Origin of the sequence: Pseudomonas sp. RC10-4-2 (assembly GCF_050433085.1) — a bacterium.
Classification (GTDB): Bacteria; Pseudomonadota; Gammaproteobacteria; order Pseudomonadales; family Pseudomonadaceae; genus Pseudomonas; species Pseudomonas aeruginosa.
Window position 1 is genome coordinate 505,487 of sequence record NZ_JBNPXX010000001.1, and the last position, 26,376, is coordinate 531,862.

The 26,376-nt window shown below is 68.0% G+C and carries 26 protein-coding genes; 11 read left to right on the forward strand and 15 right to left on the reverse strand.

Going from position 1 to position 26,376, the window contains the following annotated elements; translation table 11 throughout:
• Positions 1-126 precede the first annotated feature (126 nt).
• Positions 127-582, forward strand: a complete 456-nt coding sequence (locus FHW81_RS02435; protein ID WP_003107363.1) for a hypothetical protein — start codon at positions 127-129, stop codon at positions 580-582.
• 53 nt (positions 583-635) lie between these two features.
• Positions 636-968, forward strand: coding sequence for a DUF5629 family protein (locus FHW81_RS02440; RefSeq protein ID WP_003092770.1), 333 nt, complete (start codon positions 636-638; stop codon positions 966-968).
• Positions 969-1,038: 70 nt separating this feature from the next.
• Here FHW81_RS02440 and leuA read toward each other — a convergent pair whose 3' ends face one another.
• Positions 1,039-2,709: a 2-isopropylmalate synthase gene (leuA, locus tag FHW81_RS02445; protein ID WP_003092766.1), complete on the reverse strand. Its 1,671-nt coding sequence runs from the start codon at positions 2,707-2,709 to the stop codon at positions 1,039-1,041.
• A 479-nt stretch (positions 2,710-3,188) separates the two neighbouring features.
• Here leuA and FHW81_RS02450 point away from each other — a divergent pair, with 479 nt between their 5' ends.
• The 3 genes from FHW81_RS02450 to FHW81_RS02460 all read left to right on the forward strand — a co-directional run bounded on the left by FHW81_RS02450 (position 3,189) and on the right by FHW81_RS02460 (position 7,422).
• Positions 3,189-3,650, forward strand: coding sequence for a DUF2946 domain-containing protein (locus FHW81_RS02450; protein WP_003158780.1), 462 nt, complete (start codon positions 3,189-3,191; stop codon positions 3,648-3,650).
• A 120-nt stretch (positions 3,651-3,770) separates the two neighbouring features.
• Positions 3,771-5,942 (forward strand): TonB-dependent copper receptor, encoded by a 2,172-nt coding sequence (locus FHW81_RS02455; RefSeq protein WP_003122105.1) that lies wholly within the window; start codon positions 3,771-3,773, stop codon positions 5,940-5,942.
• A 64-nt stretch (positions 5,943-6,006) separates the two neighbouring features.
• On the forward strand, positions 6,007-7,422 hold the full coding sequence (locus FHW81_RS02460) for a PepSY-associated TM helix domain-containing protein (protein WP_015649477.1): 1,416 nt from the start codon (positions 6,007-6,009) through the stop codon (positions 7,420-7,422).
• Positions 7,423-7,439: 17 nt separating this feature from the next.
• Here the strand turns inward: FHW81_RS02460 and FHW81_RS02465 are convergent, their stop codons facing one another.
• Complete coding sequence (locus FHW81_RS02465) at positions 7,440-7,835, reverse strand: DUF4345 domain-containing protein (protein ID WP_009876962.1); 396 nt, start codon at positions 7,833-7,835, stop codon at positions 7,440-7,442.
• A gap of 85 nt (positions 7,836-7,920) precedes the next feature.
• Positions 7,921-8,769 (reverse strand): M23 family metallopeptidase, encoded by an 849-nt coding sequence (locus FHW81_RS02470; RefSeq protein WP_003092745.1) that lies wholly within the window; start codon positions 8,767-8,769, stop codon positions 7,921-7,923.
• Positions 8,770-8,940: 171 nt separating this feature from the next.
• Between FHW81_RS02470 and FHW81_RS02475 the strand changes: the two genes are divergently transcribed.
• From FHW81_RS02475 to FHW81_RS02485, 3 genes are all read left to right on the forward strand, one after another.
• Positions 8,941-9,330: a DUF2946 family protein gene (locus FHW81_RS02475; protein WP_009876961.1), complete on the forward strand. Its 390-nt coding sequence runs from the start codon at positions 8,941-8,943 to the stop codon at positions 9,328-9,330.
• A gap of 129 nt (positions 9,331-9,459) precedes the next feature.
• Complete coding sequence (locus FHW81_RS02480) at positions 9,460-9,936, forward strand: copper chaperone PCu(A)C (protein WP_003109794.1); 477 nt, start codon at positions 9,460-9,462, stop codon at positions 9,934-9,936.
• Positions 9,937-9,992: 56 nt separating this feature from the next.
• Positions 9,993-10,565, forward strand: a complete 573-nt coding sequence (locus FHW81_RS02485; RefSeq protein WP_003122107.1) for a putative natural product biosynthesis protein — start codon at positions 9,993-9,995, stop codon at positions 10,563-10,565.
• Positions 10,566-10,599: 34 nt separating this feature from the next.
• Here FHW81_RS02485 and FHW81_RS02490 read toward each other — a convergent pair whose 3' ends face one another.
• Positions 10,600-11,229, reverse strand: coding sequence for a cysteine hydrolase family protein (locus FHW81_RS02490; protein ID WP_003119300.1), 630 nt, complete (start codon positions 11,227-11,229; stop codon positions 10,600-10,602).
• Positions 11,230-11,349: 120 nt separating this feature from the next.
• Here FHW81_RS02490 and FHW81_RS02495 point away from each other — a divergent pair, with 120 nt between their 5' ends.
• Positions 11,350-12,303 (forward strand): GlxA family transcriptional regulator, encoded by a 954-nt coding sequence (locus FHW81_RS02495; RefSeq protein WP_003092735.1) that lies wholly within the window; start codon positions 11,350-11,352, stop codon positions 12,301-12,303.
• Here FHW81_RS02495 and FHW81_RS02500 read toward each other — a convergent pair.
• The 7 genes from FHW81_RS02500 to FHW81_RS02530 all read right to left on the reverse strand — a co-directional run bounded on the left by FHW81_RS02500 (position 12,300) and on the right by FHW81_RS02530 (position 19,370).
• Entirely contained in the window at positions 12,300-13,061 is a 762-nt protein-coding gene (locus FHW81_RS02500; RefSeq protein WP_003105392.1) for a M15 family metallopeptidase, read from the reverse strand. The two genes, FHW81_RS02495 and FHW81_RS02500, sit on opposite strands and share 4 nt — an antisense overlap.
• Positions 13,062-13,065: 4 nt before the next feature.
• Positions 13,066-14,346 carry a TRAP transporter large permease gene (locus FHW81_RS02505; RefSeq protein WP_003105394.1) on the reverse strand — a complete coding sequence of 427 codons (1,281 nt, stop codon included), beginning with the start codon at positions 14,344-14,346 and terminating at the stop codon, positions 13,066-13,068.
• Complete coding sequence (locus tag FHW81_RS02510; protein ID WP_003105397.1) at positions 14,343-14,837, reverse strand: TRAP transporter small permease; 495 nt, start codon at positions 14,835-14,837, stop codon at positions 14,343-14,345. The genes FHW81_RS02505 and FHW81_RS02510 overlap by 4 nt, the downstream gene beginning before the upstream one ends.
• Positions 14,838-14,911: 74 nt before the next feature.
• Positions 14,912-15,952, reverse strand: a complete 1,041-nt coding sequence (gene dctP / locus FHW81_RS02515; protein WP_003118314.1) for a TRAP transporter substrate-binding protein DctP — start codon at positions 15,950-15,952, stop codon at positions 14,912-14,914.
• A gap of 151 nt (positions 15,953-16,103) precedes the next feature.
• Positions 16,104-17,039, reverse strand: a complete 936-nt coding sequence (locus tag FHW81_RS02520) for a LysR family transcriptional regulator (protein ID WP_003092728.1) — start codon at positions 17,037-17,039, stop codon at positions 16,104-16,106.
• A 6-nt stretch (positions 17,040-17,045) separates the two neighbouring features.
• On the reverse strand, positions 17,046-18,425 hold the full coding sequence (gene xseA / locus FHW81_RS02525; protein WP_003113813.1) for an exodeoxyribonuclease VII large subunit: 1,380 nt from the start codon (positions 18,423-18,425) through the stop codon (positions 17,046-17,048).
• 36 nt (positions 18,426-18,461) lie between these two features.
• Entirely contained in the window at positions 18,462-19,370 is a 909-nt protein-coding gene (locus tag FHW81_RS02530) for a LysR family transcriptional regulator (RefSeq protein ID WP_003109798.1), read from the reverse strand.
• A gap of 107 nt (positions 19,371-19,477) precedes the next feature.
• Here FHW81_RS02530 and FHW81_RS02535 point away from each other — a divergent pair, with 107 nt between their 5' ends.
• Entirely contained in the window at positions 19,478-20,260 is a 783-nt protein-coding gene (locus tag FHW81_RS02535) for a sulfite exporter TauE/SafE family protein (RefSeq protein ID WP_003122110.1), read from the forward strand.
• On the opposite strand, the gene FHW81_RS02540 is transcribed toward FHW81_RS02535, so the two are convergent.
• The 4 genes from FHW81_RS02540 to FHW81_RS02555 all read right to left on the reverse strand — a co-directional run bounded on the left by FHW81_RS02540 (position 20,245) and on the right by FHW81_RS02555 (position 24,595).
• On the reverse strand, positions 20,245-21,387 hold the full coding sequence (locus FHW81_RS02540) for a class II histone deacetylase (protein WP_003105893.1): 1,143 nt from the start codon (positions 21,385-21,387) through the stop codon (positions 20,245-20,247). The genes FHW81_RS02535 and FHW81_RS02540 overlap by 16 nt on opposite strands.
• 29 nt (positions 21,388-21,416) lie before the next feature.
• Positions 21,417-22,574, reverse strand: coding sequence for an MFS transporter (locus tag FHW81_RS02545; protein ID WP_003122111.1), 1,158 nt, complete (start codon positions 22,572-22,574; stop codon positions 21,417-21,419).
• Between the two features lie 12 nt (positions 22,575-22,586).
• Complete coding sequence (locus FHW81_RS02550; RefSeq protein ID WP_003118318.1) at positions 22,587-23,483, reverse strand: transporter; 897 nt, start codon at positions 23,481-23,483, stop codon at positions 22,587-22,589.
• A 134-nt stretch (positions 23,484-23,617) separates the two neighbouring features.
• Complete coding sequence (locus FHW81_RS02555; RefSeq protein WP_003119304.1) at positions 23,618-24,595, reverse strand: helix-turn-helix transcriptional regulator; 978 nt, start codon at positions 24,593-24,595, stop codon at positions 23,618-23,620.
• Positions 24,596-24,858: 263 nt separating this feature from the next.
• Here FHW81_RS02555 and guaB point away from each other — a divergent pair, with 263 nt between their 5' ends.
• Complete coding sequence (guaB, locus tag FHW81_RS02560; RefSeq protein ID WP_003092702.1) at positions 24,859-26,328, forward strand: IMP dehydrogenase; 1,470 nt, start codon at positions 24,859-24,861, stop codon at positions 26,326-26,328.
• Positions 26,329-26,376 lie beyond the last annotated feature (48 nt).

The following is a 26,376-nucleotide window of genomic DNA, read 5'->3' on the forward strand; positions in this document are numbered from 1 at the left end:
CTGTGACTCCCGGCGGGCGCGGAATGTTCAGCCGGCGCGCAGCGTCCTATAGACTCTGCCGGTTGCCGGGATTTTCCAATGCCGGCCCTGGTAAAGCTTCAGTAAATATCCGCAGGGAGCACACGCATGAACAGCGACACCGAGAATCCGTTCCGCCCACCGGAGGCCCGCCTGGACGAGCCTGACGCCACCCATGGCGAGCCGCTGTACAGGCTTTCCGCGATCGGTCTGGGTACCTTCATCGGCACGCCCCTGGCCGGTGCCTTCCTCGCGGCGGTGAATCTCCGTCGCCTGGGACGGGCGCAGGAAGTCGGGAAAACCTGGCTGGTCGGCCTCTGCCTGTTTGTCCTGCTGCCAGTTCTGGGCGCGATACTGCCGGAGAACATCCCCTCGATCGGCTTCACGGTGGCGCAGATATTCGGCATGGTCTACTACGCCAAATCAGCCTTCGGTCCGGCCCTGGACAGCCACAAGGCAGCGGGCGGAGCGTTCATTTCCAACTGGCGGGCGGCGGGGATCGGCCTGCTGTTCATGTTGGTGGTCCTGTCGGTAGCGATCCCGGTGGTGATGCTGGTGGTGTGAGGGGCAGCCCGCGCTTTGCCTTATCATGAGTTCTTTATCCGCGATGACTGGCCATGACTACACAACGCTACCTGCTCGATGAACTGGAAACCGCCGACATGCTCGAGATCGACGGTCTGCACGCCTGGCGCTTCGAACTCAACGAGAACCTGCTGGACCAGGCGGACCTGGCGGCGGAAGCCGACCAGCCGTTCGCCAGCGAAGACTGGGTGCTGGCGGTGGAAAGCCTGGATGGACGCACCCGTCGCGAGTGGCGTTTTTCCTACAACGCGGTGATGGAAGCCGAGCCCCAGGCCGATGGCGAGTCCTGGCGCCTGACCACAGGGGAGGGGGCGTACCAGCTCCGTTGCCTGGGAGCGGTCAGCGCCAGCGGCGAGGATGAGTGAAGCGACTCAGCTGAAAGATGCCCATGAAAAAAGGGAGCCGCCTGGCTCCCTTTTTTCCCTTCCGTGCCGGTCAGGCCGCCTTGGCCTCGGCCTGGGTCACCGCGCGGTTCAGCGCGCTGAACAGGGCGCGGAAGCTGGCGGTGGTGATGTTCTCGTCGATGCCGATGCCGTGCAGCGGGCGCTGGCCCTCCAGGCGGATCTCGATATAGGCCGCGGCCTTGGCATTGGCGCCGGCGCCGATGGCGTGCTCATGGTAGTCCATGATTTCCGCCTTGACCGGCAGGGCGGCCACCAAGGCTTCCAGCGGTCCCTTGCCGATCCCGCGCCAGTGCTGCTTCTCGCCGTCGAAGGAGACTTCCAGGTCGACGGCGCTGGTGCCGTTCTCTTCCTGCAGGCGATGGCTGGCGAGGACGTAGGGCGAGGTCGCCTTGAGGTATTCGTTTTCCAGCAGCGAGTAGATCTGTTGTGCGGTCATTTCCAGGCCGAGACGGTCGGTCTCGCCTTGCACTACCTGGCTGAACTCGATCTGCATGCGCCGCGGCAGGCTGATGCCGTACTCCTGTTCGAGCAGGAAGGTGATGCCGCCCTTGCCGGACTGGCTGTTGACCCGGATCACCGCTTCGTAGTCGCGGCCGATGTCGGCCGGATCGATCGGCAGGTACGGCACTTCCCAGATCGCGTCTTCCTTCTGCTGGGCGAAGCCCTTGCGAATGGCATCCTGGTGCGAGCCGGAGAAAGCGGTATGAACCAGGTCGCCGACATATGGATGGCGCGGGTGGACCGGCAACTGGTTGCACTCTTCGACCACCTTGCGCACCGCGTCGATGTCGGAGAAGTCCAGTTGCGGATGCAGGCCCTGGGTGTACATGTTCAAGGCCAGGGTCACCAGGTCGACGTTGCCGGTGCGCTCGCCGTTGCCGAACAGGCAACCTTCGACGCGGTCGGCGCCGGCCATCAGGCCCAGCTCGGTGGCGGCCACGCCGGTGCCACGGTCGTTGTGGGTGTGCAGGCTGATGATCACGCTGTCACGCTTGTCGACGTGGCGGCCGAACCATTCGATCTGGTCGGCGTAGACGTTCGGCGTGGCGCACTCCACGGTGGCCGGCAGGTTGAGGATGATCTTGTTGTCCGGGGTCGGTTGCCAGACGTCGATCACCGCGTTGCAGACCTCCACCGAGAACTCCAGCTCGGTAGAGCTGAAGATTTCCGGCGAGTACTGGAACGACCACTGGGTATCCGGTTGCTCGGCGGCCAGCTTCTTGATCAGTTTCGCGGCGTTGGTGGCGATGTCCACGACGCCCTGCTTGTCCTGGTTGAAGACGATGCGGCGGAACGACGGGGCGGTGGCGTTGTAGACGTGGACGATGGCCTTCTTCGCCCCGCGCAGGGATTCGAAGGTGCGGGTGATCAGGTCTTCGCGGGCCTGGGTCAGCACCTGGATGGTGACGTCGTCCGGGATGTGGTTGCCTTCGATCAACTCGCGGACGAAGTTGAAGTCGGTATCGGAAGCCGACGGGAAGGCCACTTCGATCTGCTTCAGGCCGACCTGCACCAGGGTCTTGAAGAATCGCATCTTCTTCGCCGCGTCCATCGGTTCGATCAGCGACTGGTTGCCGTCGCGCAGGTCGGAACTGCACCAGATCGGCACCTCGGTGATGGTCTTCGACGGCCAGGTGCGGTCGGGCAGATTGATGGCCGGGAATGGGCGGTATTTCTGCGAAGGGTCTTTCAACATGCTCATGGGGCTAATCCTTTGGAGTCGGTTCCTGGGCCGGCGGGGCCAGGCGAACGCAGTGACGAGATGAAGAGAAGCGTCGCTCAGCCACGCAGTCGCGGGCTGACCAGGCACAGGCAGGCGTGTTGGCGGAGCAGGATGAGGGTGTGTGGTGTTTTCATGCGTACCACACTAGTGAGACTGCATTTGAATGGCAAGCATTAAAGGAAAATTAGTAGAATTTCCCATTTGTGCGGCTTTTGTGGGTTTTTATTCTTTCTCTGCGGTGAAAGCTTGTCCTCGATTGCGCCGCCGGCACGCTCTCCGCAACGGAAAATTCTGCGGCCCCATGCCGCAGAAGAGCCAGCCGCCCTTGTGCGATCATTTCGTTCCCCGTGCCTGGGGCGTATAACGACAGGCGCATTCTTCTTTTCGGCATGACCCGGCGCGAGCGGCCATCCGGCCCGCTACGCGGTGGTCTTCATTCAAGACGGCGGGAGTCGCAGGTGGCGACCACTCTGAAACGACAAGGCATCGGTGCATGGCTGGCTCTGTTCGCCATGCTGATGATCTTCGTCGGGCCGCTGATCTCCCAGTCGATGCCGATGGACCACCCGATGCCGATGGGCGTGGGGATGGGCCACGAAGGCATGTCCCACGAGAACATGGACCATGGCGACATGGCCCATGCCGGCTGTTCCGATACCCAGCGCTCCGTCGTCCATGCCGGCATGCCGGGGATGGGCGGCGAGGAAGGCAATCGCCTGGCCAGCGACGTGCTCTGGGAGAAGTGCGGTTATTGCAGCCTGTTGTTCCACAGCCCGCCGCTCACCGAAGACGCCTGCCTGGCGCTGTTCTCCGTTCCCTTCGCGACGGCGCCCGCCGTCGCTTTCCTGAACGAGGCGTTCGTCGCCTCGCCGGTGTTTCCCGGCGCCCGTACCCGTGCGCCGCCGTTCCTGATCGCCTGACCTCTTTCAATCCGATAGCCGCCGCTTCCTGGGGGCACCGGCGCGTCTTCGCCGCGCCGGTGACGCGAGCCTGGCCGCGTGCCTGCTCGCCGTGGGGGCGGGGCGGAAGTCACATAGATCATGGAAAAACGTATGTCTACTCAACAACGAGCGGCCGGCAACGCCTGCCCGACCGCCGCTTTCAGCTTCGACCCTGCCCGTCTCGCACAACGCCGCCGCTGGGCGGGTGCCTTCGCCGCACTGTGCGGCCTGGCCCTGTCTCCGTCGGCGCTCCTGGCCGAGGAACACTCACAGCACCAGGATCACGCCGTGGAGCTGGCGCCGAGCGTGGTCACCGGAGTCGCCCAGAGTTCGCCGCTGACCATCGTCACCAATCCCAAGGAGCCGCGCCAACCGGTGCCGGCCAGCGATGGGGCCGACTACTTGAAGACCATTCCCGGCTTCGCGGTGATCCGCAACGGCGGCAGCAACGGCGACCCGGTGCTGCGCGGGATGTTCGGTTCGCGCCTGAACATCCTCACCAACGGCGGCATGATGCTCGGTGCCTGTCCGAACCGGATGGACGCGCCGACCTCCTACATCTCGCCGGAAACCTACGACAAGCTCACCGTGATCAAGGGCCCGCAGACGGTGCTCTGGGGGCCGGGCGCGTCGGCCGGGACGATCCTCTTCGAGCGTGAGCCGGAGCGCTTCGGCGAACTCGGCTCGCGGGTCAACGCCAGCCTGCTGGCCGGCTCCAATGGCCGCTTCGACAAGGTGCTGGACGCCGCCGCCGGCAACCGGCTCGGCTACCTGCGCTTCACCGGCAACCACGCGCAGTCCGACGATTACGAGGACGGTGCCGGGAATACCGTGCCGTCGCGCTGGAAGAAGTGGAACGGCGACGTCGCGGTCGGCTGGACCCCCGACGAGGACACCCTGATCGAACTCACCGCCGGCAAGGGCGACGGCGAGGCACGCTACGCCGGGCGCGGCATGGACGGCTCGCAGTTCAAGCGCGAGAGCCTGGGCCTGCGCTTCGTCAAATCGAACGTCAGCGATGTGCTGGAGAAGGTCGAGGCACAGGTCTACTACAACTACGCCGACCACATCATGGACAACTTCCGCCTGCGCACTCCCGACCCATCCAGCATGATGCCCATGCCGATGGCGTCCCAGGTGGACCGACGCACCCTCGGCGGTCGCCTGGCGGCCACCTGGCGCTGGGACGACTTCAAGCTGGTCACCGGGGTCGACGCCATGCGCAACGAGCACCGGGCGCGCGGCTCCAAGTACGACATGATGACCGACTACTACACCGACGCCGACCAGTTCCCCTGGAACAAGGACGCGGTGTTCCACAACTACGGGGCCTTCGGCGAACTGACCTGGTTCGCCGCCGAGCGCGACCGGCTGATCGGCGGGTTGCGCCTGGACCGCGCCTCGGTCAAGGACTACCGGCAGACCCTGAAGTCCGGGCACATGGGCCACGCCATGGCCAACCCGACGGCCAACGACACCCGCGCCGATACCCTGCCCAGCGGCTTCGTGCGCTACGAGCACGACCTCGCCGACTCGCCGACCACCCTCTACGCCGGCCTCGGCCATGCCGAGCGCTTCCCCGACTACTGGGAGCTGTTCTCGCCCAAGCGCGGGCCGAACGGGTCGGTCAACGCCTTCGACAAGATCAAGCCGGAAAAGACCACCCAGCTCGACTTCGGCCTCCAGTACAACGGCGACAAGCTGCAGGCCTGGGCCTCCGGCTACGTCGGGGTGGTCCAGGACTTCATCCTGTTCAGCTATCGCGAGGGCATGATGGGTTCCTCGACCCAGGCGACCAACGTCGACGCGCGGATCATGGGCGGCGAGCTGGGCGCTTCCTACCAGCTCACCGGCAACTGGAAGACCGACGCCAGCCTGGCCTATGCCTGGGGCAAGAACAGCTCGGACGACCGCGCGCTGCCGCAGATCCCGCCGCTGGAAGCGCGCTTCGGCCTGACCTACGAGGAAGGCGACTGGAGTGCCGGCAGCCTGTGGCGGGTGGTCGCGCCGCAGAATCGCATCGCCAGGGACCAGGGCAACGTGGTCGGCAAGGACTTCGACAAGAGCGCCGGCTTCGGCGTCTTCTCGCTCAACGGCGCCTACCGGGTGACTCGCAACGTCAAGCTGAGCGCCGGTGTCGATAACCTGTTCGACAAGGACTACACCGAGCACCTGAACAAGGCCGGCGATGCCGGCTTCGGTTTCTCCGCCAACGAAACGGTTCCCGAGCCGGGCCGGACCTTCTGGACCAAGGTCGACTTCAGCTTCTGAACCTTCAACGAGGCCCCGTCCAGCGGGGCCCGCCTTGCCTGTGTGCGCTCCGATGAGGTGATCCATGCAATCGAACGAAAAGAACGGCCGTGACTTCTACGCGCTGGCCTGGCGCTGGCATTTCTACGCTGGCCTGTTCGTCGCGCCCTTCATGATCCTGCTGGCGCTGACCGGAATCGTCTACCTGTTCAAGCCGCAACTGGATGCGCTGCTCTATCCGCAACTGCTGCGGGTCGAGGCCGGTGCGCAGATGCGCAGCGCCGACCAGTTGCTCGCCGGGGTGCGCCAGGCGCACCCGCAGGCCGCCGTCAGCCAGTACCTGCCGCCGAGCGAGGCGGGGCGCAGCGCGCAATTCGTGATTGGCGAAGAGGGCAGGCAATGGAACCTCTTCGTCGATCCCTACAGCGGGCGCGAACTCGGCCGCCAGGATGCGCAGCTGAATCTCCAGGCGGTGGCCCGGGCACTGCATGGCGAGCTGATGGTCGGGACCGTCGGCGACCGGCTGATCGAGCTGGCCGCCGGCTGGGGCATCGTCCTGGTGGTCTCCGGTCTCTACCTATGGTGGCCGCGCGGGCGGGCGGCGAGCGCGCTGTTCTGGCCGCGCCTGCACCTGCGCGGACGACCGCTGTGGCGCGAGCTACATGTGCTCGCCGGTTTCTGGGGCAGCCTGCTGTTGCTCTTCATGCTGCTCAGCGGGATGACCTGGACCGGCTACTGGGGCAAGCAGTTCGCCGATGTCTGGAACCGCTTCCCGGCGGCGATGTGGAACGATGTGCCGACCTCCGACATGCAGGCCGGTAGCCTCAACAGCGCGTCGCGCCAGCAGGTGCCCTGGCCGCTGGAGAACACTCCGCTGCCGCGCTCGCAGCCGCCGGCGGCCGACGCCCATGCCGAGCATCGCGGGCACTCCGCCCAGGCCGGGCACGCGATGCCGATGGACATGCCGATGCCGGCGGGCATCCCTCTGCAAAGGGTGGTGGATATCGCCCGCGAGCGCGGCGTGGCGGCGGGCTACGGGATCGCCCTGCCGAGCGGGATGGAGGGGGTCTACACGATTTCCGTGTTCCCCGACGATCCGCGCCACGACGCCACCCTGCACATCGACCAGTACAGCGGCAAGGTTCTCGCCGACGTGCGTTGGCAGGACTACAACGCGGTGGCGAGGAGCGTGCAGATGGGCGTCGTGCTGCACGAAGGCAAGCTCTTCGGCCTGGGCAATCAGTTGCTGATGCTCGCGGTCTGCCTGGCGATCCTGCTCAGCTCGGCGAGCGGCCTGTGGATCTGGTGGAAGCGCAAGCCGGCCGGACGCCTTGGCGTGCCGCCGCTGCGCCACGAGCTGCCGCGCTGGAAGACCGGCATCGCCATCATGCTGGCGCTGGGCGTGGCCTTCCCGTTGGTGGGGGCCTCGCTCCTGCTGGTCTGGGCGCTGGACTGGCTGGTGCTGTCGCGGCTGCCGGCGGTTCGCCGGGTCCTGGCTTGAGACCTGCTGCCCGGCGCTCAGTCGAGGTCGAGCTGGCGGGTCTTCCAGAGTGCCGCCAGCAACAGCACGGAGAGCAGCGCCTCGGCGCCGAGCCAGAGGAAGGTGGTTAGCGCCGGCGAGGCGTCGATCAGCACACCGTAGAGACGCGCCGCGCCGCCGCTGGCGATCACCGCCAGGGCGGCGAGCAGGCCGAGCACCAGGTAGCGGGGGCGCAGGGCGGCATAGCCGAGCAGCAGGCCGATGCCGAAGCTGGTGCCGCCGTAGCTGGCGCGCAGGTCGGTGAGGGCGGCGGGGGTGAGCGGTTCGCCGCTGGTGAGCAGGGAGGCGAGCGGGCCGGGGAAGAAGACGAAGCCCAGGCCGAGGACCACGAACAGTGCCGAGCACAGCCAGAGCAGGCGAAGCGGGTGAGTCATGCGGTGTCTCCCTTGGTCATGAAAGGGGCGCATCGACGCGCCCCCTGTTCCTTCTGACCTCAGCCGGCGCCGCGTTGCTCACTTCTCAGGGCTGGAAGGCACCGATGAAGATCGCCGGGTCGACTCGCGCGTCGTTCAGGCTGACGTTCCAGTGCATGTGCGGTCCGGTGGCCCTGCCGGTGGCGCCGACCTTGCCGAGTACGCCGCCGCGCGGCACCTGCTGGCCGAGCTTCACGTCGATCTTCGACAGGTGGCAGAACATGCTGATGAAGCCCTGGCCATGGTCGACGAACACCGTCTTGCCATTGAAGAAGTAGTCGCCGATGAGGATCACCTTGCCGGCCGCCGGCGCCTTGATCGGCGTACCGGCCGGTACCGCGAAGTCTAGACCGGAATGCGGGTTGCGCTCTTCGCCGTTGAAGAAGCGGCGCAGGCCGAAGGGGCTGGAGAGCGGACCGTCGACCGGCTTGTCGAGCATCAGGTTGCTGGGCAGGCCGGGACTGAAGCGGCGGTAGGCGGCGGTCTGCTCTGCGAGTTCGCGCTCGATGCGCTTGAGGTCTTCCGGCAGCGGATTGACCTGGCGCTTGTTCTTCAGGGTGATGCGCTGCTCGCGGTAGTGCTTGCTGCCGACGCTGAAGCGTTCCTCGTGGTTGCCGGTCGCCGCTCGCACTTCCAGCTTCTGCGGGCCGGGCTTGGTGCTCAGCGGGATGCCGACCACGGCGATCCAGCGGCGGCCTTCCTCGCGCACCACCAGCACCGGCTTGCCCTGGTAGAAGGCCCGCGGCGGCGGGCCTTCCTCGCCGAGGTCGACCACCGCCACCCCGCCGGGCACCGGCTTGTTCAGCAGGCGCATGATGAAGCTGTCGGCCTGGGCGGGCAGGGCGCAGAAAGCGGCGAGCAACAACGTGGAAACGAAGGCTAGGGTGCGGGGCATCGGCTTCTCGACTCGTCGGGCGTCAAAGCCGTCTATGCTGGCGGAAGAGCGCGGCGGGGGAAAGCCCGCAAGGGTTGCAAACGTTTTCACCTGCGGCACTCTGTCGCGCCCGGCGTTTTTACTTTTGCCCCGCGCTCAGGCATAAAGGGCCCATTCTCCGGAGAACCGACGATGCCCCTGTCACGGCGCCCCGTGGCCTGGCTGGCCAGCCTGGCCGTGCTGATGAACCTGTTCGTGGTGCCGCTTTCGCAGGCGCTGACGACGCAGGAGCGCGCCTCGTTGCTGCTCGGTGGCTTCTGCAGCACCTCGTCCGATTCGCTGCTGCGCCTGAAGCTGGGTGCCGCGCTCAAGGACATCGATCTTCCCGACGACCACGAGAGCCTGGCCCCGCACCTCTGCTGCTGCGCCGGCGCCGCCGGCACGCCCGGACTGGTCGCCTCCTGGCCGGCATTGCCGCTGGCACCGCTGGTCAGCCCTGCCCGCAACGCCTTCTCCGCCACCGACCTGCCTCCCCTGCGCTATTGGCGCCTCGCCAATCCGCGCGCCTCTCCTGTCGCCTGACTCCTCCCCCGCGCCTTCGACAACCTGGACCTTCGGGTCGGGGCAGGTCGCGGCGCAATACCCTAGCTTCCCCCATGGAATCGCCGGTCCGACGGAAAAAGACCGGTCATACGCTACTGGAGAGTCACCATGCGCACATCCTTCTTCGCTGCCGCGGCCCTGCTGGCCGTTTCCGCTTTCGCCCAGGCCCACGAGTACAGCGCCGGCCAACTGCACATCGAGCATCCCTGGGCGCTGGCCCTGCCGCCGACCTCGCCGAACGGCGCGGCCTACTTCGTGGTGCAGAACCACGGCAAGGAAAACGACACCCTGCTTGGCGCCGACACGCCGCGCGCGGCTTCCGCCGAGGTGCACGAGCATGTGCACAAGAACGGCATGATGAGCATGCAGAAAGTCGACAGCGTCGACGTCGCACCAGGCAAGGACCTGCGCTTCGCTCCCGGCGGCTACCACCTGATGCTGATGGGCCTGAAGCAGCCACTGGTGGCCGGCGAGCGCTTCCCGCTGACGCTGCATTTCCGCAAGGCCGGCGACGTGCCGGTGGAAATCGTCGTCGAGTCCAAGGCGCCGGCCGAACAGGGCGGGCACGAGCAGCACGGCCACTGAGCGCCGTGTCGAGCAGGGGCGCCCGGCGCCCCGCCTTTGCGTGCGAGGTTCAGAGCATGAACAGCAACAGATATCCCTTGCCGGCGCAGACCGGCCTGGTGGTGGCTCCCAGCCTGCCGCCGAAGAACTCCACCCTGCGTCCGGACCAGCTCAACAAGCGCCTGAGCAGCGCCTGGCACCATCTCTACGACCTTTGCCCGGAACTGCTGAAGATCGATCCGCCGGATGGCCTGACCATCCTCCGCGGTTTCCTGCAATGGGCGGCCGAGCAGAAGGCCGCCTGGAACTGGGCGATGCACCTGCGCCTGTACTGCTGGCTGTTGCAGTCGCCGTTCGGCGCCAAGGTGACCGACGAGCATCTGGAGGTGCTGATGGACGCCTCCGCCGCGCGTTGGACGGTGGACGACACCAGCGCCAACCGCGGCATCCTCCTGGCCAGCCAGGGCGGTGCGCACATCACCCAGGACTGGAAGGCGCCGCAGGCCGGCGCCGGCACGCGCGTGCCGCTGGAGCGCCTGGACCTGCCGGCGCCGAACTGGACATTCGCCTATTGCGCGGTGCCCGACCCGCGGCTGCGCGAGTTTCCGGGCTGGAAGCCGTTGCCGGCGCGTGGCTCGCTGGTCGGTTGAGCGCTCGCCGCCCCGCGTACGGGGCGGCGTCGTTTCAGCGGTTGGCCAGGGCCCGCTGGTTGGAGTCGTAGATGTTGTCGCGTTCCGGAACGTGCCGGCCGGCGAGGCTTTCCAGCCATTCCTCGGTGCTGAGCACGGCGGCGAAGGAGGACTGCAGGACGATGCCGAAGATCCGGTGGATCTCTTCCGCGCTGGCCTGGCCGGCGCGGTTGCGGTAGGGCACCGAGCCGCTGGCGTCGTGCAGGTATTCCACTTGCCAGCCTTCGTGGATCGCCTGGCGGATGGTCGAGTCGTCGCAGTGCTGGGTCATGTAGCCGACCACGGCGAGGGTGTCGATGTCGCGTTCGCGCAGCCAGTCGGCCAGCCCGGTGCCGACGAAGGAACTGGCCAGTTGCTTTTCCACCTTGTGCTGGTAGGGCCGCGAGGCGACCACCTCGTGCAGCTCGGCCTGCCGGCTGCCGCGCGCGAACAACGGCGAGTCCGCCGGCGCCAGGTGCTGCACCACGACGATCGGGATGCCCGCCGCGTAGGCGGCATCCATGGCGGCGCCGATACGTTCCAGCGACGATTGGATGGCGGGAAATTCGATACGCAGGTTGCCGCTGACGTATTCGTTCTGTACGTCGATGACCAGCAAGGCGCGTTTGGGTTGACGTGTGGACATGGCGTTTCCTCCTGAGTGGGTGAGGCGGATTCTGGTCCCGGTGCGGCGTAGCGAGTGAGTGGCCTGAGAGACAACTTTCGCTAGAATCGGGCCAACCCGCTCATACCCACCGAGGTGCGCATGTCCCGCCAGTCCGTGGCCGTGGTGGCCTTCGACCGCATCAGTCCGTTCCACCTGTCGGTGCCCTGCCTGGTGTTCGGCCAGGAGTGCTACGACCCTTGCGCGCAGGCCTTCGACCTGCGTGTCTGCGCCGCCGAGCCGGGCCGGCTGCGAACCACGGTGGGGTTCACCATCGAGGCCGAGGCCGGGCTGGAAGCGCTGGCCGAGGCGCAGACCGTGATCGTGCCGAGTTGGCGCGATCCACACGAGCGTCCGCCACAAGCGCTGCTGGATGCGTTGATCGCGGCCCGTGCACGCGGTGCGCAACTGGTGGGCTTGTGCCTGGGGGCCTTCGTGCTGGCCGAGGCCGGGTTGCTCGACGGTCGCCGCGCCACCACCCACTGGATGTGGGCGGAGGATTTCGCTGGGCGCTTCCCTGCGGTGCGGGTGGAGCCCGACGTGCTGTACATCGAGGACGACGGCCTGCTGACCTCGGCAGGCACCGTCGCCGGCATCGACTGCTGCCTGCACCTGGTCCGCCAGCGGCTCGGTGCGCAGACTACCAATCACCTGGCCCGGCGCCTGGTGGTGGCGCCGCATCGACAGGGCGGCCAGGCCCAGTTCATCGAGCAGCCGCTGCCGGACAGTGCCCAGGACGGCCGTCTCGGCGAGCTGCTGGTGTGGCTGCGGCAGAACCTCGACCAGGCGCACAGCCTGGACAGCCTGGCACAGCGGGTGCTGATGAGCCGGCGGACCTTCACCCGGCATTTCCGCCAGCTCACCGGCACCACCGTCAACCAGTGGCTGCAGGCCGAACGCCTGGCCCTGGCCCAGCGCCTGCTGGAAACCACCGAGCATTCGGTGCAGGCGATCGCCGGGCTGGCCGGCTTCGGTTCGGCGGTGTCGTTGCGCCAGCAGTTCTCCGCCGCGTTCGGCCTGCCGCCGCTGGGCTACCGGCGCGCCTTCGCCTCCTAGTCCGCCGGCGGGCGCTTCTGCAACTGCTGGCGCCAGAGCGCGTCCATCGCCTGCAACTGCACCGGGCCGAACAGCGCTTGCGTCGCGCCGGTGTGCCAGGCCCAGAGCTGGTCGCCGAAATCGTAGTGCCACCATTCGCTGGGCAGGTTGCTGAAACCGGCGTCGAGCATCGCGTGATAGAGCAGGCGACGGTGATCGCGGACGCGTCGCTGGCGCGTGTCGGGCTCCGCCAGGCGTTCGAAGTAGGCGGTGTAGGAGGCCGGCACGGCTTCGTCGAAGGCGCTGCCCATGTCCAGCCAGCGGCCCTGGGCGTCGCACAGGGTGACGTCCACCGCGCCGCCGGTGAGATGCGGGCTGGGCGCCTCGCGGCTGCTGCTCGGCGGCGAGACGAACTGGCGGGTGAGCCGTTCCAGCTCGGCCTCGCCGGCCCGTGGGTAGTGCGCGGCCAGGGCGCTGGACAGGCTGTCGTAGAGATACTGCTGCACGGCGAACGGCCGCCAGGCGTCCAGCACCACCAGGCGCACGCCGCCGGGGAGGGCGGCGGCGACCCGCAGGAGACGCTCGAAGACCTCGCCGCGAGCGTGGCACTCCGGGATCGCGTGAGGAATGCCGAGCTTGTGGTAGGCCGGCCAGACGCTGAACTCGCGGCTCAGCCCGAGCGCCTCCAGCGGCGTGCCGGCATCGACGATGGGGATGCCGGCCACGGCGTGCCAGTCGGGCTCCGGGAGAACGGGGATGGCTTGGGTGAAGTCGGTCATGGTGTCAATTGAGCAGGCGTGGCAGCCACAGGGTCAGGGACGGGAACAGGATCAGCAGCGACAGCACCCCCAGGGCCACGAGGATGAACGGCCAGATACCCTTGAACATTTCCAGGATATCGAGGCGGCTGATGGTCGCCACGATGAACAGGCAGGCGCCCATTGGCGGGGTGATCAGGGCGATGGTGATGTTCAGGGTGAAGATCAGCCCCAGGTGCACCGGATCCACGCCGGCGGCCAGCGCCACCGGAGCGACTATCGGCGTCAGCAGCATCAGTACCGAGACTTCTTCCATGAGCATGCCGCAGACGAAGATCACTGCGCTGATGATGAACAGCATCAGGGTCGGCGAGTGGCCGAACGGCTCCAGCAACTGGGCGAACTCGCTGGCGACCTGGGCGTAGTTGAGCAACCAGTTGACCACCGAAGCGGCGGCGATGATCACGTAGATGCTGGCGGTCAGGCGTACCGTCTCGCGCAGCGAGTTCCACAGCCCGACCAGGCTCAGTTGGCGCTGGAGCAGACCGACCAGCGCCACGTAGAGAGCGATCAGGGCGCCCGACTCGGTGGGCGTGACCAGTCCCAGGACGATTCCGGCGACGATGATCACCGGCGCGATCAGCGCGGTCAGGGCGCCGGACAGCGCCGCCAGGATCTCGCCCCAGGCCGGCGCCGCATGGCGCGCCTGCAGCCCGTTGCGGTAGGCGTACACCGCGTTCAGCAGCATGAAGGCGGCGGCCAGCAGCAGGCCGGGAATCACCCCGGCGAGGAACAGCTCGCCCACCGAGGTGTTGGTCAGCGAGGAGTAGAGGATCATGAAGATGCTCGGCGGGATGATCGGACCGATCAGCGAGCTGCCCGCGGTCAGCCCGGCGGCGAAGCGCCGCGAGTAGCCTTCCTTTTCCATGGCCGGCACCAGCAGGGTGCTGAGTGCCGAAGCGTCGGCCGCGGCGGACCCGTTGACCCCGGCGAAGAACACCCCGGCGACCACGTTGACGTGGCCGAGGCCGCCGCGGAAGTGGCCGACCAGGGCGTTGGCCAGACGCATCAGGCGCGGGGTCATGCCGGAATGGTTCATCAGGTTGCCGGCCAGCACGAACAGCGGGATCGCCATCAGCGAGAAGATGTCCATGCCGCCGAAGAAGCGCTGCGGCAGGGTGTTGGCGAACAGCGCCGGGTCGACGAAGAGGAACCCCACCAGCGCGGTGAGCAGCAGGCAGAGGAACAGCGGCAGGCCGAGCAGGAGGTTGACCACGAAGGCTGCGATCATGGCGATGGCCATCATGCCTGCGACCCTCCCTCGACGGTGGTGCTGGCCGGCTGCCGCGGCCAGGGCCCCTGGAGCAACAGCATGAGGGTCAGCAGGCCGAAGCCGAGCGGCAGGCTGAGCAACGGCCAGGTGCGGCTGACGCCCAGGCCGAGGCTGCGGAAGCGCCCGGCGTTCAGCGCGTAGCGGGTGCTGACCCAGGCGGCGAAGGCGAAGAAGGCCAGCGCCAGCAGCCACTGGTAGAGCCTGAGGGCCTGCGCCAGGCGCGGCGGCAGGCGTTGTTCCAACAGGTTGACGCGCATGTGCCCGCCTTCCATCCATACCGCGCCGAGCGCCAGCATTACTGCGCCGATGATGAGGTAGCGGGCCAGTTCGTCCATCCAGATCGGCGAGCTGCCGAGCAGGTAGCGGGCGAACACGCCGTAGATGAGCAGGACCAGGTCGAGCAGCAACAGCAGCGTGGCGAGGTTCAGCAACGCGGCGCGCATGCCCTTGAGCAATGACGGCATGGGAGGCACTCCGGAAAGTCGGACAGGCGCGCCCGGCCGACGGCAGCGGCCGTCGGGGGGGCAACGCGCGAAGGTCAGGGGGCGGTGGCGAGACCGGCGTCGCGGAAGGCCATCTCGGTCCAGCGCGGCTCGATGTCCTGGGTCTTCAGCCAGGCCAGGTAGGACGGCTGGCCTTTCTCGCGGAAGGCGGCGAGGTCATCGGCGGACGGCTGGATGATCTGCATGCCCTTTTCCTTGAGGAACGCGAGGTCGCGCTCCTGCTGGGCAGCGACCGCCTCGCGGTTCAGCCGGGTGGCTTCGGCGGCGGCGTCGAGCAGGGCCTGGCGCTCCTTTGCCGGGAGGCTGGCGAGCAGATCGCCGTTGGCCACCAGGAACTGGTCGGAGTACTGGATGTTGGCCAGGGTCAGGTACTTCTGCACCTGGTAGAGGCTGCCGAGGATGATGTAGGAGGTCGGGTTCATCTGGCCGTCGGCGACGCCGGTGCGCAGGCCCATGTACAACTCGGTCCAGGGGATCGGCGTGCCGGAGGCGCCGAAGGCTTCGTAGAGCGCCACCTGGCTGGGATCCATGGCGCGGAAGCGCAGGCCCTGGAAGTCCGCCGGGCCGTGGATCGGCTTCTTGCCGTTGGTGAAGTTGAGGAAGCCGCCTTCCTCGACCACCGCCAGCAGCTCGGTGCCGGTGCGCTCGCGGAAGGCCTCGCGGGCGGCCTGCCAGTAGCTGCCGCTGTCGAAGAAGGCGTGGGCCGCGGCGGCGTCCTTGAACATGAAGGGCGTGGCGCTGACGTAGATCTCCGGGAACAGCGGGGCGATCCCGGCGAAGGAGGCGATGTTCAGGCCGGGGCCGGTCATCACCTGTTCCATGCGCTGCTCCTCTTCGCCGAGCATGCTGTTGGGGTAGAGCTTGAACTGCAGTTCGCCGCCGCTCTTTTCCTCGGCCAGGCGCTTGAGGTTGCTGGCGAACAGGTGCACCAGGTTCTTCTCGCTGTCGGCGGCGCCGTTATAGCTCAGGTTGAGGGTGGTGGCGGCCTGGGCGAGGCTGCCGCCCAGGCCCAGGGCGGCGGCCAGCAGTCCGGCGGCGAAGCGGCGGGCGAGGCCGTGGCGCGGATTCGTGTGCATGTTGTTTTCCTTATGGCAGTCCGAACGGTCGGGGGATCGGCGGCACTTCTTGTCGGGGCGCGGGGCCGGGTGCTCGCACGAAAGCGAAGCAACGCTAGCCGTTGTCTCGTTGACTATTCAAGTCCGGACGTGATGCGAAAAAGACAACGCCTCAGCGCTGCGAGAGCCCGGGCGCGTCGCCACTGAAGAAGCGCATGCCGCGGCGCAGGTGTTCCAGGCAGGCGATCGCCGCCACGGTCAGCTCGCGGCCCTTGTGGCTGACGATCCGCGCGCGGGCGTCGCGCAGCGCCGGGTGGGCCAGCGGCAGGCAACGGATATGCCCGGCCTCGATCTCGTGGCTGACCGTCAACTCCGGCATGAAGGCCACGCCGATGCCGGACTTGACGAAATTGGTCAGCACCGCCACCGAGTTGGTGCGCAGCTTCGGCCTTAGCTCGATGCGCTCCAGTTGGGCGGCGATCACCGCCAGTTGGCCCATGCCGGTGCTGTTGTGGATCAACGCCAGCGACTCGTTGCGCAGCGCGCGCATCGGCACCGCGCCGCGGTGTCCGGCGAGGGCATGGTTGGCGGGGATGATCAGGTCGAGGGGCTGGCGGGTGTCGACGTGCACGTCCAACTCGCCGTCCTCGACCGGGGCGTAGACCAGGGCCAGGTCGACGGCGTCTTCCTTGACCAGCGCCACGCCTTCGTTGGCCCCGGCCATGCGGACCTCCAGCTCGATGCCGGGGTAGCGCAGGATGAAACTCTGCAATGGCTGGGAGATCAGGTCGGCGATGAAGCCCTCGCCGACCGCCAGGCGCACCTTGCCCTGGCGCAGCCCCTGCAGGGCCGACAGACGCGACAGCACGCCCTCTTCGTTGGCCCGTTGCTGGCGGTAGTGCGCCACCAGCAGCTCGCCGGCCTCGGTAGGCGCCACGCCTTGCGGGGTGCGTTGCAGGAGGCGCACGCCGAGATGTTCCTCCAGGCTGGCGAGCTGCCGGCTGATGGCCGAGGGGTCGATGTTCAGGTGCTGGGCGGCGCGGCGAAGAGAACCGTGGTGGATCACCTCGTTGAGGTAGGCCAGGGCGCGCTGGCTGAGGCGGATCATCGCGGCTCAGTCCAGCAGCGACAGGGTCACCGGCGTCCGGTGGTTGTCCTCGACCCGCACCTCCAGTTCGCCTTCCGCCAGGCGCGCCTTCAGGCGCTGTCCCGGCTGGGTCTGGCCGGCATCGCGGATCGCCCGGCCACGCTCGTCGAGGAGGATGCTGTAGCCGCGGCCCAGGGTCGCCAGCGGGCTGACCACGTTGAGCGTCTGCGCCAGTCCTTCGAGGCGCTGACGACGATCCTTCAGTACCTCGCGGGCGGCGCGCGGCAGGCGCGCGGCGAGGCTGTCGAGCTTCTGCCGGAGCAGCGCCAGGGTGCGGCCCGGATGCTGTGCGGCGAGACGCGTCTCCAGGCGGACCAGGCGTTCGTGGCGGACCGCCAGCTGGCGCTCGAAGGCACGGCGCAGGCGCATGTCCAGGTCGTCCAGGCGCTGTGCCTGCTGGCGCAGGCGTTCGCCGGGATGGCGCAGGCGGCGGGCGACGCCTTCCAGGCGCAGGCGTTCGCGCAGCAACTGGTCGCGCATGCGCAGCACCAGGCGCCGGCGCAGGCCGTCGAGACGCTGCTGCAGGTCGCCGGCGTTGGGCGCCAGCAGTTCGGCGGCGGCCGAAGGCGTCGGCGCGCGCACGTCGGCGACGAAGTCGCTGATCGATACGTCGGTCTCGTGGCCGACCGCGCTGACGATCGGCGTGGCGCAGGCCGCCACGGCGCGCGCCACCGCTTCTTCGTTGAAGCACCAGAGGTCTTCCAGGGAACCGCCGCCACGGGCCAGGATCAGCGCGTCGAAGCCCTGCCGGTCGGCCAGTTGCAGCGCGCGGACGATCTGTGCGACGGCCTCGCGGCCCTGGACTGCGGTGGGCACCAGGGTCAGCTCGACCTGCGGTGCGCGGCGGCGAAACACGCTGATGATGTCGCGGATCACCGCCCCGCTGGGCGAACTGACGATACCGATGCGGCGCGGATGGGCGGGCAGCGGACGCTTGCGTTCGCTGGCGAACAGGCCTTCGCCGGCGAGTTTTTCCTTCAATGCCTCGAAGGCCAGGCGCAGGGCGCCGTCGCCGGCCGGCTCGACGGTATCGGCGATCAACTGGTAGTCGCCGCGTCCCTCGAACAGCGAGATCTTCCCGCGCACCTTTACCGCCAGCCCGTCGCGCAAGGCCTGGCGTACGCGCAGGGCGTTCTGCCGGAACAGCGCGCAGCGGATCTGCGCGTTGCTGTCCTTGAGGGTGAAGTAGACATGGCCGGAGGCCGGCCGGGCGAGGTTGGACAGCTCGCCCTCGACCCAGACCTGCGGGAACACGTCTTCCAGCAGCAGGCGGGCGCGCTGGTTCAGTTGGCTGACGGTCAGCACCTCGCGATCGAGGCCGAGCCGTTGGAAGGGATCGTTACGCATGGGCGGCATGATAAGGCGGCGCACCGGGATGTGCGATCAATCCTTGGCTTCGTTCGGCAGATTCTCCAGGAAATATTCGACGAAGCCTTCCACCAGGGGGCTATCGTCGCGTCGCCAGGCCAACGCCACCTCGCTGTACGCCTCGGCCTCGGCCAGAGGCAGGAAGCGCACGGCGGGCGGTGCGATGGCGCGCATCGAGGCGGGCACCAGGGCGACGCCGAAGCCGGCCTCGATCAGTTGCAACTGGCTGGTCTTGCGCGACAGCGCGCGCGCCGGGCGTGGGTAGAAACCGGCGCCGAGGCAGAGTTCGGCGGCGCGATAGCTGAGGCCGCCGCGTTGCAGGTGGGGAATGGAGACGAAGGTTTCTCCGGCCAGGGCGGCCAGGGCCACGGGGGCTTCACGGCGGGCCAGCGGATGGTCGGCGGCGAGAGCCAGGAGCAACGGCTCGCGGTACAGGGCGCGCAGGTGCAGCCGGGGATGCTGGCGCAGCACCGGCAGGCGCAGCAGGCCAAGGTCCAGGCGTCCTTCGGCGAGATCGGCGAGTTGCTGCTCGGAGGATTGCTGGGTCAGTTCCAGGCGGACGCCGCTCTGCGCCGCGAGGTAGCCGCGCAGCGCCGCTTGCAGGCCGCCCACCAGCGGCACCGAGCTGGAGTGCCCCAGGCGCAGCAGGCCATGGCCGCCTTCGCCGACCTCGCGAGCCAGGCGCCGGGCGGCCTCCAGGTCGCCGAGCAGGCGCTGCGCGCGTGGCAGGAAGGCGCGACCGGCCGGCGTCAGCTCGACCTGGCGCGGACCGCGGCGGAGCAGTGGGGTGCCGATGCTGTCCTCCAGTTCGCGCACCTGCCGGCTGAGCGCCGACTGGGCGACGAACAGGCGTTCGGCGGCACGGCTGAAGCCGCCGGACTCGACGATTTCGACGAAGTAATGGAGTTGCCGCAAAGAGATCATCGGAAGATTCCCCATGCCTTTTCGAGATGGCTACAGGGCTCGGATTGTATTGGCTGGCGCGCCGTTGCGCTCGCTAGAGTGCGCAGGTCGTCGTTCCGGGAGTCGCCATGTCCTCGCTCGATCCGTCAGTCCTGTTCGCCGCCCTGCCGTTCAGCCTATGGCAATGGCTGCTGGTCGAACTGGCCATCGTCCTCGCCTATGTGGTGTTCGGCATCGCCGGCTTCGGCACCGCGCTGGTCGCCGGCCCGTTGCTGGCCGGGGTGCTGCCGCTGTCGCAGATCATTCCGCTGCTGGTCCTGCTGGATTTCAGCGCGTCGTTCGGCAACTGGCTGCCGGCGCGGCGGCAGATCGCCATCACTGAGCTCAAGCGTCTGCTGCCCTGCATGTTGCTGGGCTGTGCGCTGGGGGCGTACGGACTTCTGGCGCTACGCGCGGAGCTGCTGATGCTGGCCCTCGGCGTGTTCGTCAGTCTCTATGCGCTCTACGCGCTGTTCCTCCAGCCACGCGGCCAGCCGCGCTGGCGGGCGACCTGGGCGTTGCCCTTCGGTGTCTTCGGCGGGCTGTTCGGCGCGTTGTTCGGCAGCGGCGGCTTCCTTTATTCGCTGTACCTGAACGGACGCCTGGCGAGCAAGGAGCAGATGCGTGCCACCCAGAGCGCGCTGATCGGTTGTAGCACCTTCGTCCGCCTGGGGCTGTTCCTGCTCGCCGGGCTGTATGCCGCGCGCGAGCCCTGGCTGCTCGCCGCCTGCCTGCTGCCGGGCATGGCGCTGGGCCTGTGGATCGGCCGTCGGGTGACCCTGCGTCTGTCGCGTGAAGCCTTCGTCCGCCTGGTCACCTGGCTGGTGCTGTGCAGCGGCCTGGCGCTGGTCGGGCGCTACCTGGCCGCTTGAAGCGGCTGCGCCGGGCACAGGCCGAACTGTGCGGCCAGCTCTTCGAGGCGCTGGCGCTGGAAGTCGCGGAACGCCGCGTTGGGCTGCTGCAACTCGATGAAGTCGCGCAGCGGGTCGCGCACCGCGCTGCGCACGCCGCTGAGTTCTTCGATCACAGCCAAGCCGCAGAACGGCACGTAGGCTTCCGAGTAGCCGCCTTCGTGGACCACCACCAGGCGTCCGCCGGCATGCCGCTCGGCCGCGTCGCGGACCATCGCGGTCATCGCCCGGAAGCTGTCGCTGTGCAGTTGCATGCGTGCCAGCGGGTCCACCGCGTTGGCGTCGAAGCCACTGGCGACCACGATCAATTGCGGGCGGAAGCGCTCCAGCGCTGGCAACACGATGCGTTGCATGGCCTGCATGTAGGCGTCGTGACCGCCGCCGGGAAGCAGCGGCACGTTGAGGTTGAAGCCACGACCGCGATCCTCGCCGATGTCTTCGGCGCCGCTGTAGCCAGGCGGGAAGCAGCCGTCCTGATGCAGGGAAATGCTCAGCACGTCGTCGCGCCGGTAGTAGATCGCCTGGGTGCCGTTGCCGTGGTGCACGTCCCAGTCCAGCACCGCGACCCGCTCGACGCCGTGGCGCGCCTTGGCCGCCTCGATGGCCACGGCGATGTTGGCGAAGAAACAGAAGCCCATCGCCTGGTCCGGCAGGCAGTGATGACCTGGCGGCCGCGACAGCGAGTAGGCGTTGTCCGCCTGGCCGGCGAGCACCGCGTCCAGCGCGGCGATGGCCAGGCCGGCGGAGAGCCGGGCGATCTCGTAGCTGCCCGGGCCGATCGGCGCGTCCTGGCCGAGGCTGCCGCCGCCGGCGTCGCTCAACGCCTTGAAGCGTTCCAGATAGTGCGCCGGATGCACGCGCAGCAGGTCCTCGTCGCTCGCCGGCGGTGCGCTGCGCAGTTGCAGGCGGGCGGTCAGGCCGGACACGTCGAGCAGGCTTTTCAGCCGGCGCTTGGTTTCCGGTGATTCGGCGTGTCCGGCGGCGGCAGGCGGTTGCACCCAGCCGCCGACCGGCAGGGTCAGCGCGTGCGGGCCGGCGGCGTGCCAGAGGCAGAGTTCGTCGAAGAAGAAAGCGGTACGTCGGGTCATGGCGGGTATCCGTGGTTCGGGAAAGGGTTTCAGCGTGGCCGGCAGGCCAGGGCCAGCAGCAGCGAGAGGGCGGCCAGGCCGGCGGCGATCGGCAGCAGCGGGAGGAAACCGCCGCTGCCTTCGATGAGTCGTCCGGCCAGCGCCGGGCCGATGGCCAGCCCGCCGCCGATGACCAGGTTGGAGGCGTTCATCAGGCGGCCGGAGCGGTCCAGGTCGGCGAGGCAGGCGAGGATGAACGGCAGGACGAAGGTCCAGGTGAACTTGAACAGCAGCGCGGCCAGGGCGAAGCGCGCCAGCGGTGGCTGGCCGATCAGCAGGAGGATCGCCGCGGCCATCGCCAGGTAGCCGCCGAGCAGCATCAGGTCGCGCGGCAGGCGGTTGCCGATGAAGGAGGCGCAGGCCGCCCCCGCGATGCCCATCAGGGTGGCGCCGGCGAGTACCTCGCCGCTGGCGCCGGCACTGATCCCCGCGCCTTCGGCGATGGCGCCGATGAAGGTCCAGACGCCGCTGAGGCTGATATAGAAGGTGAGCACGGCGAGGATACCCAGCCCGACCCGCAGTCGCGAGTGAACCGCGCCGGTACTGGCGCGGGCTTCCGCTGGCGGGCTGCCACTGGGGAAGGCCCGCGACAACGGTAGGGCGAGGCCCATCAGGCCGGCCAGCAAGAGGTAGCAGGCGGCCAGGCCGAAGCGTTCGAACAGCGCCGGCAGCAGTGCCAGGCCGACGGCGCCGACCACCAGTTGGCCCATCACCCAGAGCCCGTAGACCCGGCTCGGGGTGGCGGTGCTGGCGGCGCTGGACAGGCAGAGGATCATCAGCGAGCCGCCGGCGAGGGCGCTGCAGAAACGCAGGGCGAGCAGCAGCGGGTAGCTGCCGGCCAGCGCCGAGGCCAGGTTGGCGGCGATGAACAGCAGGCCGGCGAGCAGCGCCGCGTGGCGCCAATCGACGCGTTTCAGCCAATGGAAGGCCGGCAGCGTCGCCAGGCTCATGGCGCCCAGCTCCACCGAAAACAGGTCGCCGACCCGCGCCGGGCTCAGTTGCCACTGGGTCGCCAGTTGCGCGGCGACGGCGGGGGCGGTCATCAGGATGGTCGGGGTGATCGCGGCGAACACCACGATGGCCGCGAGCAGCGCGAGGTTGCCAGACGCCGGAGAGGCGCTGGCGAGAGTCTTGTCGGAAGCGCTCATGGCTGCGCCTCCTCAGAACACATGGACCAGGCGCAACAGGGCCTGGCTGCCATGGAAAGCATTGTCGGTGGCGACGTTGCGCGAGAGACCGAACATCAGGCTGTTGCGCCGGTCCAGCCAGTGGCCTAGCTCGAAGCCGAGTTGGGTGTAGCGCTGGTGGGTGTCGTCGAGGGTATGGCCCTGCAGCTTCAGTTCGCCGCCATCGGCGTGCACCAGCTTGAGGGCGCCGTAGGTGCTCTGGCTGAAGTCGTAGGAGGCGAAGGCTTGCAGGCGATAGAGCGGTTTCTGTTCCAGGTCGCTGCCGAAGTAGTCGTCGTTCTTCGCGTAGAACTGCGCTTCCAGGTTGGCTTCCAGCACCCAGTCGCGGCCGATGCCCTGGGTGTAGTTGTAGACGAAGGTGGCGCCCCAGCGGTTGGCGCCGGGCGAGACATCGGGGTTCTTCGCGTGGTACTCGCCCAGCGGCAGGGTGATCAGGGTCAGCAGGCCGCTGTAGCGGCGCCGTTCCGGGTCGTTGACGAAAAACAGGGTGCCGCCGACCTGGGGATCGCCGAAACCGGTCTCGCCGGTATGCCCGACGCTGCCGGGCAGGCGCGCATCGATGTCGACGAAGGGAATGATGAACTGCGGCGTGCAGAGAGTGCCGCAGATGTCGCTGAAGAACACCTGGCGGTAGGCCACCGCGTTGGTCTTCAGTTCGGCCTTGCCGTTGCGATCGGCCGGCCCGTGGAACTCATGGGCGCGGGTCGCCGGCAGGTAGAGTACGCCGAGCGTGGTGCCCGCCGGGGCGCCGAAGAAGTCGCGGGCGTTGAGGTCGGCGGCGCCGGCCTCGGCGCCCAGCAGGAGCTGGATGCCGAACAGCGCGAGGGCGCTGGCGGTCGGTGCGGCCATCGAGGCGGTGCGGTGGGTCATGTGTCGGTCTCCCCGGTCGTTGTGTGCCCGGCGTTCGTCGCGCCGGTGGTGGTTGCGCCTTTTCGCAGGCGAAAGGGCGCCCATGCCGCCCTTGACGGGGCGGTCGAAGCGGTGATGGCAGGGGTGGAGGGCTGTCAGCCAGGCGGGAACTGGTGCAGCAGGTGGGCGATGCTCGCCTTGTCGTTGACGCCGAGCTTGGAATAGATGGTGCGTATGTGATGGCGCACGGTGTTCGGCGCCAGGCCGAGGTCGCGGGCGATCTGCTTGTAGGTCTTGCCTTCGCTGAACAGCAGGGCGACGTCGCCTTCGCGATTGCTCAACTGTTCGATCGCGCTCGGTTGCCGCGCGGTGAGCAGGTAGAGGTCGCCGACCTGCCGCGAGTCGATCACCAGGCGCGCATCGCGATAGCCCTGCGGGCTGGTTTCCTCCGGCAACTGCGGACCGGTCCAGCCCGGCCAGGCGCCGAGCAGCAGGTCGACGAAGCCGCGTTCGGCGCAATGCAGCACGCCGTAGCGGTCGCATACCGCCATGGCCAGAGCCTGGCGTTCGAGGGATTCGCGCAGGGCCACCAGGGTACGGATCTGGTTGGCCGAGACGGCCGCGGCCAGGTGCGCCGAGAGTTGCCCGAGGAGCAGCTTCTCCTGGTCCGCGAAGGGCGGGCCGCCAGGCGTGCGATAGAGGGCGACATGGTCGCTGAGGCGGGTGATCGGATCGACGTGGATCACGCAGAGCAGCTCACCGATGTCGTGACGCGCGCCAAGCCAGCGCAGCCCGGCGGTGGCCTGCATGTCAACGGCCACGGCGGTGCCCGGGCGGGCGTGTACCAGGCCGACGGTAATGTCGTCGTGGCTGATCGATTTCCAGTCCTCCACATAGTGCTCTTCGAGGTTGAACAGGTGTGCGCTGTGCTCCACCGGCACACCGTCGATCAGCGCCGCGCGGCCCCACCAGGCACGCTGGAACGGTACCAGTTGCTGCAGACGTTCCAGCGCGGTGCGATGGAAACGCTCCAGGGTCTTGTCGCGCGCCAGCCGGTTGATGTCCAGCACGGCGGCGCCGAACGCCGCGAGCAAGGCTGCGGATGACGAATGCGGGTCAGTGCTCCCTTTCATTCTCTCCCCCGTCCCACTTTTATAGTTCTTGGAATCGGCGTCCCGCCGCCTGGGCGGTCGCTGGGTGACGTACGCAGTATCCGGCCATCCGCTGCCGCGCTGCCATCCTGCAAATGCGGGATAGGACAGGCGGAACGGGGCCTGGCGGGCGCCTTGCAAGATATTTGCCCATTCGCCGTTTTCGGCGATCAACTGCGTTGAGCGGAAGCCCGTGGCTGGGTATAATGTCGCGCTTCCATTTTTCCCGTCTGGGAGCGCCCGCCATGCTGCGAATCAGTCAAGAAGCCCTGACTTTCGACGACGTCCTTCTGATCCCCGGTTATTCCGAAGTCCTGCCCAAGGACGTGAGTTTGAAAACTCGCCTGACCCGCGGCATCGAACTGAACATCCCGCTGGTATCCGCCGCGATGGATACCGTGACCGAAGCCCGCCTGGCCATCGCCATGGCCCAGGAAGGCGGCATCGGCATCATCCACAAGAACATGGGCATCGAGCAGCAGGCCGCGGAAGTCCGCAAGGTCAAGAAGCACGAAACGGCCATCGTCCGCGACCCGGTCACCGTGACCCCCTCGACCAAGATCATCGAACTGCTGCAGATGGCCCGCGAGTACGGCTTCTCCGGTTTCCCGGTGGTGGAGCAGGGCGAGCTGGTCGGTATCGTCACCGGTCGCGACCTGCGGGTGAAGCCGAACGCCGGCGATACCGTCGCCGCGATCATGACCCCGAAGGACAAGCTGGTCACCGCCCGCGAAGGCACCCCGCTGGAAGAGATGAAGGCCAAGCTCTACGAGAACCGCATCGAGAAGATGCTGGTGGTCGACGAGAACTTCTACCTGCGTGGCCTGGTGACCTTCCGTGACATCGAGAAGGCCAAGACCTACCCGCTGGCGTCCAAGGACGAGCAGGGCCGCCTGCGCGTCGGCGCCGCCGTCGGCACCGGCGCCGATACCGGCGAGCGCGTTGCCGCGCTGGTCGCCGCCGGGGTCGACGTGGTGGTGGTGGACACCGCCCACGGCCACTCCAAGGGCGTGATCGAGCGTGTGCGCTGGGTCAAGCAGACCTTCCCGGACGTCCAGGTGATCGGCGGCAACATCGCCACCGCCGAGGCCGCCAAGGCCCTCGCCGAGGCTGGCGCCGACGCGGTCAAGGTCGGCATCGGCCCGGGCTCGATCTGCACCACCCGCATCGTCGCCGGTGTCGGCGTGCCGCAGATCTCCGCCATCGCCAACGTTGCCGCCGCCCTCGAAGGCACCGGCGTACCGCTGATCGCCGACGGCGGCATCCGCTTCTCCGGCGACCTGGCCAAGGCCATGGTCGCCGGCGCCTACTGTGTGATGATGGGCTCGATGTTCGCCGGTACCGAGGAAGCGCCGGGCGAGATCGAGCTGTTCCAGGGCCGTTCCTACAAGTCCTACCGCGGCATGGGTTCGCTGGGCGCCATGTCCGGCTCCCAGGGCTCGTCCGACCGCTACTTCCAGGACGCCTCCGCCGGCGCCGAGAAGCTGGTGCCGGAAGGCATCGAGGGTCGCGTGCCGTACAAGGGTGCCCTGTCCGCCATCGTCCACCAGCTGATGGGCGGCCTGCGCGCCGCCATGGGCTACACCGGCAGCGCCGACATCCAGCAGATGCGCACGCAGCCGCAGTTCGTCCGGATCACCGGCGCGGGCATGGCCGAGTCCCATGTCCACGACGTCCAGATCACCAAGGAAGCCCCCAACTACCGGGTTGGTTGAGGCTGATTGAAATGAGTGCTGCACGGGGCTGTTCGATTCAGCCCCGTG